The sequence below is a fragment of the Hyunsoonleella pacifica genome (assembly GCF_004310335.1).
Classification (GTDB): Bacteria; Bacteroidota; Bacteroidia; order Flavobacteriales; family Flavobacteriaceae; genus Jejuia; species Jejuia pacifica.
The window spans coordinates 532491-545540 of the sequence record NZ_SIRS01000002.1 but is presented as its reverse complement, the minus strand read 5'-3'; the positions used below and the strand labels follow the sequence as shown (position 1 = coordinate 545540).

General features: G+C 31.8%; 10 protein-coding genes. 5 read left to right on the top strand and 5 right to left on the bottom strand.

The features are described from left to right. Positions 1-2 precede the first annotated feature (2 nt). Genes EYD46_RS05780 through EYD46_RS05770 form a run of 3 tightly spaced genes read left to right on the top strand, consistent with a single transcriptional unit; the run spans position 3 to position 3086 of the window. Positions 3-1037: an o-succinylbenzoate synthase gene (locus EYD46_RS05780; RefSeq protein WP_130936111.1), complete on the top strand. Its 1035-nt coding sequence runs from the start codon at positions 3-5 to the stop codon at positions 1035-1037. A 3-nt stretch (positions 1038-1040) separates the two neighbouring features. Continuing rightward, positions 1041-2000 (top strand): CPBP family intramembrane glutamic endopeptidase, encoded by a 960-nt coding sequence (locus tag EYD46_RS05775; RefSeq protein ID WP_130936110.1) that lies wholly within the window; start codon positions 1041-1043, stop codon positions 1998-2000. Between the two features lie 9 nt (positions 2001-2009). Further along, complete coding sequence (locus EYD46_RS05770; protein WP_130936109.1) at positions 2010-3086, top strand: AMP-binding protein; 1077 nt, start codon at positions 2010-2012, stop codon at positions 3084-3086. Positions 3087-3157: 71 nt separating this feature from the next. On the opposite strand, the gene EYD46_RS05765 is transcribed toward EYD46_RS05770, so the two are convergent. The 5 genes from EYD46_RS05765 to gcvT all read right to left on the bottom strand — a co-directional run bounded on the left by EYD46_RS05765 (position 3158) and on the right by gcvT (position 7269). Continuing rightward, positions 3158-3904 carry a YebC/PmpR family DNA-binding transcriptional regulator gene (locus tag EYD46_RS05765; RefSeq protein WP_130936108.1) on the bottom strand — a complete coding sequence of 249 codons (747 nt, stop codon included), beginning with the start codon at positions 3902-3904 and terminating at the stop codon, positions 3158-3160. A 112-nt stretch (positions 3905-4016) separates the two neighbouring features. Next, positions 4017-4310 (bottom strand): 4a-hydroxytetrahydrobiopterin dehydratase, encoded by a 294-nt coding sequence (locus EYD46_RS05760; RefSeq protein ID WP_130936107.1) that lies wholly within the window; start codon positions 4308-4310, stop codon positions 4017-4019. 111 nt (positions 4311-4421) lie between these two features. Continuing rightward, positions 4422-5252, bottom strand: coding sequence for a sugar nucleotide-binding protein (locus tag EYD46_RS05755; RefSeq protein ID WP_130936106.1), 831 nt, complete (start codon positions 5250-5252; stop codon positions 4422-4424). Between the two features lie 23 nt (positions 5253-5275). Next, positions 5276-6190: a glutaminase gene (locus EYD46_RS05750; RefSeq protein WP_130936105.1), complete on the bottom strand. Its 915-nt coding sequence runs from the start codon at positions 6188-6190 to the stop codon at positions 5276-5278. Next, the gene (gcvT, locus tag EYD46_RS05745) at positions 6187-7269 is read right to left on the bottom strand and encodes a glycine cleavage system aminomethyltransferase GcvT (RefSeq protein ID WP_130936104.1); all 1083 of its coding nucleotides are present in this window, start codon (positions 7267-7269) and stop codon (positions 6187-6189) included. Before gcvT ends, EYD46_RS05750 begins: the two co-directional genes overlap by 4 nt. A gap of 306 nt (positions 7270-7575) precedes the next feature. Here gcvT and EYD46_RS05740 point away from each other — a divergent pair, with 306 nt between their 5' ends. Both EYD46_RS05740 and EYD46_RS05735 read left to right on the top strand, forming a co-directional pair. Then, positions 7576-7989: a hypothetical protein gene (locus EYD46_RS05740; protein WP_130936103.1), complete on the top strand. Its 414-nt coding sequence runs from the start codon at positions 7576-7578 to the stop codon at positions 7987-7989. Between the two features lie 18 nt (positions 7990-8007). Further along, positions 8008-13035, top strand: coding sequence for a DUF4132 domain-containing protein (locus tag EYD46_RS05735; RefSeq protein ID WP_130936102.1), 5028 nt, complete (start codon positions 8008-8010; stop codon positions 13033-13035). The last annotated feature ends 15 nt before the right edge of the window (positions 13036-13050 follow it).

Sequence of the window (13050 nt, the reverse complement as noted above, 5' to 3'; positions counted from 1 at the left end):
ACATGAAAGCATCATTTCAACACTATATTTTAAATTTTAAGAATCCTAGTGGTACATCCCGAGGTGTTTTAAAAACAAAAGACACATGGATTATTACTATTTATTCCCAAGGGAAAACAGGAATAGGGGAGTGTGGTATGTTTAGAGGTTTATCTATTGATGATAGACCAGACTTTATTGCTACATTAGAATGGACATGTAAAAATATAGACAAAGGACTAGAGTTTTTGCTTTTAGAATTAAAAGCATTTCCTAGTGTCCAATTTGGATTAGAAATGGCTTTTAAAGCTTTAGAAGCGCAACATTCCTTTGAATTATTCGCATCTAATTTTACAAAGGGAAACGCTTCAATTCCTATTAATGGCTTAATATGGATGGGAGATAAAGCCTTTATGCAGAAACAGATTGCAGAAAAAATTGATGCAGGTTTTAGTTGCATTAAAATGAAAATTGGAGCTATTGATTTTGATACAGAAGTTGATTTGTTAAAATCTATTAGAAAAACGTTTACCTCAAAAGATATAGAATTAAGGATTGATGCCAATGGTGCTTTTAACCCAAATGATGCTTCAGAAAAATTAAAAATTCTCTCTGATTTAGATTTACATTCTATAGAACAACCTATAAAACAGGGGCAAATAGAAGAAATGACTAGCTTATGCGAAACTACACCTTTACCTATAGCTTTAGATGAAGAACTAATTGGTGTTTTTGATGTAACAAAAAAAGCAGAATTACTACAAACTATTCGTCCGCAATACATTATATTAAAACCTACTTTAGTTGGCGGTTATGAAGGAAGTGATATTTGGATAGATATTGCAGAACAAAATAATATAGGATGGTGGATTACAAGTGCTTTAGAAAGTAATATTGGTTTAAATGCGATAGCACAATACACTTTTAAAAAACAAAACCACCTTCCACAAGGTTTAGGTACTGGCAGTTTATTTACAAATAATTTTGAATCGCCACTTTTTGTAAACCATGGGGAATTACATTATAATAAAAATAAAAGTTGGAATATTAATTTATAGATTATGTACATAGAACAAGCTTATAAAGGGTTAACCGATGCATGGCGTTATATTGTTGGTGGCGCAATTATATTTTTTGCGTGGCAAATTTTAGGGGCCATTCCGTTAATGGCAGGTATTTTTATAAACATGGATGGATTTGAGAATTTCCCATCTGATATTTCTGGTATGGTAGCTCTACTGGGAAATAATCTCTTTCTCTTTTTAATGCTAATTTCATTTGCCCTAGGGCTTATTGGTGTTTTTATATCATCTAAATATCTCCATAAATTATCTATAAAGAATTTAACAACTACTAGAAAAAAAATTGATTGGAAGCGCTTTTGTTTTATTTTCTTGTTATGGGGAGGAATAACTACTGGAATGGTACTATTAGATTATTACTATATAACACCAGAAAACTATGTGTTTAATTTTCAATTAAAACCTTTTTTGATTCTTTTAGTTATTGGCATTTTCTTGTTACCGTTACAAACAAGTTTTGAGGAATATGCCTTTAGAGGCTACGGGATGCATTTTCTAGGTACTTTATGTAAAAACAGATGGGTTCCTTTAATTATAACATCAGTTGCGTTTGGTTTGATGCATATTTTAAATCCAGAAGTAGAAAAGCTAGGCTATATTATTATGGTATATTATATAGGAACTGGATTCTTTTTAGGTATTATCACGTTAATGGATGAAGGTTTAGAATTAGCCTTAGGATTTCATTTTGCCAATAATCTGTTCACTGCACTTTTAGTAACTACAGATTGGACAGTATTACAAACTGATAGCATACTTAAAGATATTAGTGATCCTTCTGAGATGGTAATTACAGAAATAATTGTTCCCGTACTAGTAGTGTTTCCAATTCTTTTATTTATTTTGTCTAAGAAATACAAATGGACCAATTGGAAAGACAAATTGTTTGGTCCCGTAGTAGAACCAACTAAAGAAGATTATAAGATTTTAGAAGACTAAAACTACCTTATGACTCCAGATTACACCAAAGTACACAACAGATTTATGCTAGAAGGTTACCATTATAATCGTGAAGATTTAATGGACGTGGCATACAGTTTCGTAAAAGAAGGCTACCCTTACCAGCGAGAATTAGGTCTTTTTTTATTAGACTGGTTAGATAATAAAGATTATATAAAAGTTAAAACATCAGGTTCCACAGGGAAACCTAAAAAACTCAAAATAAAGAAACAGGCTATGGTTAATTCTGCCATTACCTCTGGAGACTTTTTTAATTTAACACCTGGCAAAAAAGTATTAAACTGCCTACCATCAAATTTCATTGCCGGAAAAATGATGATGGTTAGAGCCATTATTTTAGGGCTAGAAGTAGATATGGTAGTACCTTCTGCGTTGCCTAGAATAGATTATGATAAAGATTATGATTTTTGTGCATTTACGCCAATGCAATTAAAAAACTTTGCTAAGTATTTAAAATCTATAAAGACCGTTATAGTAGGAGGGGGGCGTGTTTCAAACCATATTAAGGATTTAATAAAAAATAAAAAGCCACAAGTTTATGAAACTTATGGGATGACAGAAACTGTGTCTCATATTGCAGTAAAAAAGCTTAATAATTTTTCTGGCACTGAATCTGACAATTATTTTACCACCTTACCTGGTGTTAGCATATCAAAAGATAATCGTGGATGTTTGGTTATTGAAGCCCCCAAGCTTTCAGAAGATAAAATAATAACTAATGATTTAGTTGAAATTTATTCTGAAAACCAATTTGAGTGGATTGGACGCTTTGATAATATGATTAATACAGGAGGTATTAAAGTGTTTCCTGAAAAAATAGAGGAGAAGCTTCAGGATAAAATGAAAGGTAAACAATTTTTTATTTATGGTATTGAAGATGACACTTTAGGGGAAAAAATAGTTATGGTAGTAGAAGGAACTGAACATGATTTAGATGCTACTCTGTTTGATGTTTTAGATAAATATGAAAAACCAAAAGACGTCTTTTTCACAAGAAAGTTTAAAGAAACAGCGTCTGGCAAAATTCACAGAGCAAAAACTATGCAATCTATTTTAAAAGCATAAAAAAAATCCGAATCTCATACGATTCGGATTTTTTATATCTATTATTTTTGATAGTAGATTATATTTCAATACTAATTTGCAGTTTCTTGCATGGTATGATATACGTTTTGTACATCATCATCTTCTTCTAATTTTTCAAGCAATTTTTCAACATCTGCAACTTGTTCTTCTGATAAAGGTTTTGTAACCTGAGGTATACGCTCAAACCCAGAAGATAAAATTTCGATTTTGTTGTCTTCTAAATACGATTGAATTTTACCAAAACTCTCAAAAGGTGCATAAATCATAACACTCTCAATCTCATTGCCATCAGCATCTTCATCGGTATCTTCAAAAATTTCTTCAACACCAAAATCTATAAGTTCTAATTCTAGCTCTTCCAAATCGAGTTCTTCGCCTTTTATTTTAAAATTACATGTATGGTCAAACATAAAAACTACAGAACCTGATGTTCCTAAACTACCATCACATTTATTAAAATAACTTCTTACGTTAGCTACAGTTCTAGTATTATTGTCAGTTGCAGTTTCTACTAAAACTGCAATACCATGAGGCGCATAACCTTCAAAAACCACTTCTTTGTAATCGCCCTGATTTTTATCTGAAGCACGTTTTATAGCACGCTCTATATTATCTTTAGGCATATTTACAGACTTTGCATTCTGTATTACTGCACGTAAACGGGAATTACTATCGGGGTCTGGGCCTCCTTCTTTAACAGCCATTACAATATCCTTACCAATGCGAGTAAAAGCTTTACTCATGGCAGACCAACGTTTCATTTTTCTTGCTTTTCTAAATTCAAAAGCTCTTCCCATAATTTTCAGTTAAAAGTTACTAGTATTTAAAGTGCCTAAAGTGAAGGCACGCAAATTTATAAAAAATATTAGTTTTTATTTTTGTAAACTACTATCCGCAGTAACTACTAGATTAGTCTTCATCAGGCTCAACAATAGTTTCAATAGCTTCTGCTAACTTAAAGTCTTTGTTGGTAACACCACCCGCATCATGCGTAGTAAGTGAAATGGTTAATACATTGTATACATTAGACCAATTTGGATGATGGTTTAAGGCTTCACACTCAAAAGCAATACGACTCATAGCGCTAAAACAGTCTTTGAAATTCTCAAATTCAAATTCAGCATGTATTGCATTATCGTAGTATTCCCAATCTGGAAAACGTAATAATTTTGCTTCTATATCTTCTTCTGAAAGTTTATTCATAAACTATTAATTTTTCAACGCTATAGCTAATAATTTAATTAATACTAATTTAAAGAATTTACTTAAGTATTAGCTAGTATTTTAACAAGTATTCAAGTCTTTAAACGAATATCACTTTAATTCTTTTAATAGATCTTGGCTCTGAATTTGCAAGTGCTTAGGTAGCTTGTTGAATTTAGGCAATACTGCAAGATATCTGTCATCATTTGTAGTATACACCCTTTTGTAATGTGCTATTTCTTTTAATTCTAAAGTAGATATTAAATCTTTAATAAAATCGTCGTGGTGTACTAAATCTGTACTTCCTAGGTGGAAAACGCCATATTTATTTCTATTTATGATATAGTGAATTTGTTGTGTTACTTTTGAATCTGTAGTAACATTCATAATCAAGTTTGGAAATATTTCGATAGGCACTTTTTCTTTGATGGACTGAACTATATCTTGAATTCTAGGAGAACCACTACCAAAAACCATGGGTAAACGCAGTATAGCTACTTGCTTTTTAGGTAATCGCAAAAGCATATTTTCAATTTTTATTTTAAAATGCCCATATATGCTATTGCTTAGTGTTTTGTCTTCTTCATAGCTTGGAAATTTGCTATAAGCATCAAATACATTAGCAGAAGATAGAAATAACAATTTTATCTTATTGTTAAAAACATATTCAACTAAGTGTTGATGTAGTAGCACTTGTTTAGAGAAGTCGCCTCTAAGTGCTGAAATAATTATTGTGGGCTTAACAATATCTAGAATCTCATAGATATCATCTTCTTCAAAATTATATTGAAAAAAATGATGGTTTTTTTCTAATTGTGTGTTAGAAGTGTTGTAAGTAGCAAAAGTTCTAAAATAGGAGCAGAGTTCTCCATAAATAACGTTTCCTAAGAAACCGCTACCACCTAATATGAGGATTCTATGTTTTTCTTTACTCTTCATCATTAATCAAACATCAAAAAAAGAAATTAAAATATAGATAGTTGTGTTTTAGTAGTGAATTGTTCAAGGGCATACATGCCCAATTTAGAATTTCCTCTGGAGTTTAATCCAGGAGACCAAACTGATATTACAAAGTGTTCTGGTAATAAAGCTACAATACCTCCGCCAACACCGCTTTTTCCAGGTAAGCCAACCTCAAAAGCAAACTCACCAGCTTCATCATAAAAGCCACAAGTTAACATAATAGCATTGATACGCTTAACTTTTTGTTCTGTAAGCCTTGTAACGTTAGAAATGCATTTCCCTCGATTAGCAAACATGTAAAAGGCATTAGAAATTTGTTCACAAGTCATACTTAAAGAACATTGTACAAAATAAAAATCTAGTACATCATTAACTTCATTTTTTAAATTCCCAAAGGATTTTAATAAATGGGCTGCTGCATAGTTTCTGTAACCCGTTTCTTTTTCAGACTTAGCTACTTTTAAATCATAATCAATAGAATTATCTCCAGTAATATCTCTTACATAGTTTAAAAATTCTTGCTTTGGGTTTTTAAATGCTGAGACTATAATATCAGAAATAACGATAGCTCCAGAATTTATAAAAGGATTTCTAGGAATACCATTTTCAACTTCTAAAAGTGCCAATTGATTAAATGGATGTCCTGAAGGTTCAACATCTAAACGCTCTAAAATGTCATTATTATCAATAGATGCAGCAAGTGCTAAGGCTAAAACTTTGGTAATACTTTGTACAGAAAATGTTGTTGTAGATTGTCCAACACCATAGGTTTCTCCGCTATTCATCTTAAGATGCAAAGCAAAGTTATTGATGTCTACATTTGCCAATTCTGGAATGTAAGATGCTGGAACACCTCTATCCTTCATTGCCATTACTTCTTGGTAAATACCATTTAAAACGTCCTGGTAATTTATCATTGCTTATAAAAAGGAAGTTTTACAACCGTTGCTGGAATTGTTTTTTTTCTGATTTGAATATTGATTTTACTATCTGGACTTGAAAAAATAGGAGGGACGTACCCTAAGCCAATACCTTTATGTAATGATGGGGACATTGTTCCTGAAGTAACATTACCAATGCTATTACCATTACCATCTACGATATCATAACCCTGACGTGGAATACCACGATCGTCCAATTCAAACGCTATTAATTTACGTTCTGGTCCCTGTTCTTTTTCAGCTTTTAAAGCTTTAGAATTTGTAAATTCTTTTGTGAATTTAGTAATCCAGCCTAAGCCTGCTTCAATAGGAGAGGTAGTGTCATCAATATCATTACCATATAAGCAATATCCCATTTCTAAACGCAGGGTATCGCGAGCGGCTAGTCCTATGGGTTTAATACCATAGTCGGCACCAGCTTCTAATACCTTTTTCCAAATTTGCTCTACTTCGCTATTTTTACAATAAATCTCAAAACCACCGCTACCTGTGTATCCTGTAGCAGAAATTATAACATGTTCTATTCCTGCAAAATCGCCAACCTCAAAATTGTAAAATTTAATAGCTGATAAATCATGACTAGTTAAGGATTGCATCGCTTCTATTGCTTTTGGTCCTTGAATAGCGAGTAGGGAATAGTCCTCACTTAAATCTCGCATAGTAGCTCCAACATTATTTTTAGAGCTAATCCAGTTCCAATCTTTTTCAATATTACTTGCATTTACAACTAATAAATAAGTTTCATCCTTAATACGATAAATAATCAAATCGTCTACAATACCACCGTCATCATTTGGTAAACAACTATACTGTGCTTTACCAATAGTTAATTTTGAAGCATCATTACTAGATACGTTTTGTATCAGCTCTAAAGCATGTGGGCCTTCAACCAAAAATTCTCCCATGTGCGATACATCAAAAACACCAACAGCGTTTCTAACTGTTTCGTGTTCTATGGTTACGCCTTCATATTGTACGGGCATGTTGTATCCTGCAAAAGGCACCATTTTAGCACCAAGTGCTTTGTGTGTTTTTGATAAAGCAGTGTGTTTCATATATTAATATCTTTAGGTATTAATGTAATAAAATGTATAAAATTAGAAAACATATTGCAACAATTAGCATTCCAATAAAAAAACCTTTAATTGGTTTAAAGGAATTAACAATATCGCGAATTGTTTCTCCAAAAAATTTAATAATTCCAACAAGAATATCTTCCATAATCAAGGTACACAAATGTATTGAAAATATATAGATTTTTTGCGCTACCAAAATTCAATATTTAGTGCTAAATCAGTAGATACAGTATTCTTTTTTTGTATAAATTATCTTATATTGCAATAAACAACACAGATTACAGATTGCAAAAATTTCTTATTAATTTAAAGCGTTTAGGCAAAAGAAAAATTTACACTGAGACCATCACAGTAGAACACCAGATTAATGACCTAAAAGATTTAATTGTGGCTTGTGTTTCAAGTAAGGTAAAACAATATAATTCCAAAAGAGAAGACAATCAATTGCTGTCGTTTTTAACACCTTCACAAATTCAAGACCAATCAGAAACTGGTAAAATAGGCTTTGAAGATATTGCTAATTTTAAAATGGCAGATGAAATAGAAAGTATTGAAACTGCCCTTCAAGCCTATAAAGACGGTATGTTTTTAGTATTTGTAGATGATAACGAAATTTCAACACTCGACACTAAAGTTTCACTCTCTAAAGACACAAATATCACTTTTTTAAGAATGACGTTTTTAACAGGAACGTATTAGTAAAAAACTAAACACAGCATGATAAAATTAGAAAGCGCCCAAGCCTTTATTGAAAGCAAAAAAACTTCAAAATTAACAAGAAATCACTTAGATGGTTTCAGTAAAAAATACAATGTTTTGGGGTTATTGATTACACAACTTTCAAAAAACACAAGGCAAAGTTATTACTCAAACAACTTAAATATAACGCCTTATAAAGATTATTTTGGTAGTGATATAATCACTAATCCGTGGAAGAGTAAAGAAGGTGTAAAATTAGCCAAGTTATTATTTGGGAATTATCAGGCTGAGTACATTTCAGATATTTGGGATTTAATCTTAAAATCGCCCTACCAAAGCGACTATACAAGGCGCTCGTTTAGATGTAAGTCAACAGATGACTATACTGTAAACAGAATTCGGTTTTTACAAAATTTATATCAGTCTGGAAATTTAGGATATTCAGGATTAAATATTCTAGAATTGGTACAATATGATGTTTACGATGAGTATTATTATAAGAATCATTCGTATGTATTTGCTGCAGCTTTAAATGATGAGAAAGCATCGGTAGCCATTCACAATTTAATAAAAGATATTTTTTTAGGTGAAGATGAAATAGGAGGTGTTACTAGAGGTCTAGTAAAAGGCTTACTACTTACCGATAATCCTGAAAACTGGAAATTAGTTGAAGATTTATTACTGGCAGCCCAACGGCAAGAAGGCTTAAGACAAACTATTTTGGAAGCTTTGGATGAAACTTCAATCGGTGCACTACAGCATTTTATAAAAGTAATTTTAGAGCATAATTTAATACGATTTAGTAGTGTAGTTAGAGCTGTAGATACTTGGTTTGGTTTTGGTTGGGAAGCTCCTAAAAAAGCAACAATAAAAAGAGTTTTAGAGTTAAGCTTATCTTTTTTTGAGAACCCTATTTTAACCAAAAATGCATTAACCAGTAAAGACAATTTAGAGGTTTATGTTGCTTTATGGTTTTTAGGTTTAGAAGATGTTGATAATGCAAATTTAAAGGCAATCGATTTAATCAATACAGACAGTAAAGAGAAAAAAATATTGGCTTGTATGTTTATATCTCAAACAGGGCGAACAAATCATAAAGTTTTAGATTGGATCAACTCTAATTTTGGAAACGATTTAGAAATAGATTTCTGGGTTTTGCAAACCATCCCAATTAATTCTAAACTTAATGATGATTTATTCAACAAAATAAAACACTATGGAGAAGAGCTACCTTCTAAAGGAAAAATAATTAAAGGTCAGGTGTTTTCATGGACTGCATACACTATTAAACCCAATTACTTTTTTGAGTATTTGGTTGATCACGCCAATAAAGACCAGTACCAATTATTGGCTAAAAATTTGAGTACCATAACCTCTGATGAGCGTAGTAACTTTATTAGAAAGTTGTTTCCCGATCATTATTCTTGGTCATACTATAATGCAAATCAAAAGAAAAACCCTAAGATTAATTTAAAAGCAGCACCTTGGAAACGAGATGTTATTCATCAAGCTATTAAGGATAGAAATACTTCTGTAATGGCAACGGGAATTAGCTTGTTTGAATCGATAGATTTAAATGATGATGATATTTTTGTACTTGAAGATTTGCTTCAGCGTAAGAACAAAGATTTAAGAGAAAACATCATTAAGCTCATACTGAAGCAAAAAGAAAATAGAGTGGAGGCTATTACTTCAAACCTTATAGCATCTCCAAAAGTAGACCAAAGGCTAGCTGCTTTAGAAATAATGACCGTTTTACACGATAGTAATCGCATGGTAGCTTTTGTGGATACACAAATCAATTTATATACTGAAAGACCAAAACTCTCTAAAAACGAGCAAGTATATATTGATAAGTTTTCTAAAACCACACAAGATTACAGTTTTGAAAACGGCTTTGGTGCTATAGATTACACTAATCTAGAACCATTAATTACGCCTAAAATTATTTTTGGTAAAGACAAATCATTGCTTTCCAACATCATGTCTAAATTAACGCCAAAAACCAACTTTCTTTTCAACAATTTAATTGATACTGAAAAAACAGTAAATGCTGTAAATACACTCATCCGTCTTTTTGAAAAACATCAAAATTACGAGTATGAAGCACACTATCAAAACGGCGCTAAAGAAACAGTTTTACTTTCAAACAGTATCAATTATACAGAAAAAAAGGCATATCATTTAGAGGATGCAAAAACACAATTACAGTTCCTTCCTATGGCAGATGTATGGATAGATTGGTATGAAAATTCAAAGTTGAACGATTTTGAATTATTGGTGGCAATCTACTATTGCGATAACTTTCCCTATCTATTCAAAAGCGAAAATTATGTTCATTTTGTAAAACAATATTTGCCCAATTTAAAGGGCTTGCGTTTAGTGAAAACCAATAGATGGGATTCCATAAACAAAAAAGTTGCGAGACTACTCGATTTTATATTTAAAGCTTATGCCGATTTCCCAACAATATTACAGTTTAAAATAGATTTGTTAGAAGATGCTATTGCAAGAATCCCAGAAGATTTAAAACGTAAAACCTCTAAAGAGCAATGGAATAACAAAGTGACACATTGGACAGATATTATTGAATATCAAACTTTAGATTTGAATACATTAGGAACAGAATTGCATCAAATTTCAAATAACACCAAATTGCTGAAACGTTATTGGGATTTAAAAATGTATCTATTTGCCGCAAAATTAACCTACCCTAAAGTACCAACAAATATTTCGGATATTGCTAAAACAAACGTTACTATTTTGCAACCAAATTACCCACCCGAATGGATAACAGTTGCATTATACAAAGCAAATACTATAAGTGTAGATAATTTTAAATACCAGCTACTTGTAAATACCGGTTTACTAAATATTATAGAGAAAACCAGATATTATAGACGCAACGATGTTAATATTGATGGCATACCAAATGATATTGCATATGATTTAAAGAAGAACATGATTTCTGTTGAATTAGAACGGGGAGACTTGGCTACTGAAGCGACGCATTACATGAATCATTTTGGTAGCGTAGAGGGTACAACCTATTTATTTGAATTATTAACACGATTAGGAAAAGACACCTTTCATAGAGGATACTCATGGTATAATTTTGATTCGAAAAAGGAAGTTTTTAGTAATTTAATAAAGAAGAGTATTCCGAAAGAAACAGAAACATACACTGATTTTCTGACACTAGCAAAAACATCAAAAATCACAAAAAAACGCTGGATTGAAACAGCTATTTATGCACCACAATGGGCAAACTGGATTGGCAAATTTTTAAATATAGAAAAACTGGAAGATGCAGTTTGGTGGTTTCATGCACATACGTCAGACTATATGAATGCTGAAAAGGAGACCTTAATTTCTAGATATTCTAATGTTGAAAAAGCCGATTTTGCCAAAGGAGTGATAGATTTAGATTGGTTTAATGAAGTATATCCCAAGTTTGGAAAACAAAATTGGAAAGTACTCCATGATGCTGCAAAGTATATTTCTGATGGTAACGGTCACCGACTTGTAAAACTATATTCTTCCGTAATTCTTGGCGAAATTAAAATAAGAGAAACCCTTGCTAAAATAAAAGATAAGCGAGATAAGGATTATGTAAAAGCATTCGGATTAATTCCTTTAAGTAAAGTCAATAGAAAAAAAGACCTTTTAAGTAGGTATACAATTTTACAGGAGTTTTTAAGAGAAAGTAAGCAGTTTGGAGCACAACGACAAGAAAGTGAAAAAAATGCTGTAGAAATAGCTTTGGACAATTTGGCAAGAAATGCAGGATATGACGATAGCATTAGATTTTCTTGGGCAATGGAAGGGGAGGCTACCCAAAATATTATGAAACAAGCGCTTGTTGAGATTGATAATGTAGTTGTAGAATTATTTGTTAACGCACAAGGAAAAGCAGATATAAGAGTTCATAAAGATGGAAAATCCCAAAAATCTATTCCTACTAAATACAGAAAGGATAAACAGATTAAAGCGCTTCAAAAAAATAAAACGTACTTAAGAAAACAATATTCCAGAACACGTATTTCATTAGAAAACGCGATGTTAAGAGAAGAAGTGTTTAGTAAAGAAGAGCTTAAAAACATCCAGATACATCCTGTTGTAAAAGCGATGCTAAATAAGTTAGTGTTGTACAATAAAACACAAAATAGGTTTGGTTTTTATAAGGAAGGTAGCTTAGAAGATAGTGAAGGTAAGGTAAGTAGCATTACAGAAGATGATGTTGTTATTATTGCGCATCCTTCACATTTATATGAAAACGTTGTATGGGATTTGTATCAAAAATATGCTTTTGACACAAAGTTGGTACAACCATTTAAACAGATATTTAGAGAGCTGTATGTAATTACTAAAGACGAAATAGAAAGTAATTTACAATCAGAACGGTACCAAGGGCACCAAATACAACCTCAAAAAACGGTAGCATTATTACGTTCACGAGGATGGACGGTAAATCATGAAGAAGGTTTGCAAAAAGTGTATCATAAAAAAGGATTTATAGCCTCAATTTATGCTATGGCCGACTGGTTTTCTCCAGCCGATATTGAAGCACCAACATTAGAGCATGTAGCGTTTCATTCCAGAAATAATTACAAACCAATACCACTTACTGAAATTGATAGTGTAACTTTTAGCGAAGTTATGCGCGATTTAGATTTAGTAGTAAGTGTGGCGGATGTTGGTGGTGTAGATCCAGAAGCAAGTCATTCTACCATGCAAATGCGAGGTGCTTTAGCAAGAGAAACCGCAAGGCTATTTAAAACAGATAATGTTACTGTAAAAGAACGACATATTTTAATAAAAGGCACTTTAGCCGATTATAGTATTCATCTAGGAAGCGGTATAGTAAGCAAAACAGGTTTACAATTATCTATTATACCTGTTCATAGCCAACATCGTGGACGTTTATTTTTACCTTTTATTGATGATGATCCAAAAACTGCTGAAATCATTTCAAAAATGAAATTATTATCAGAAGACAATAAAATTAAAGACCCAACAATTTTAGCTCAGATACAGCGGTATTGATATTTTAAAATGTTC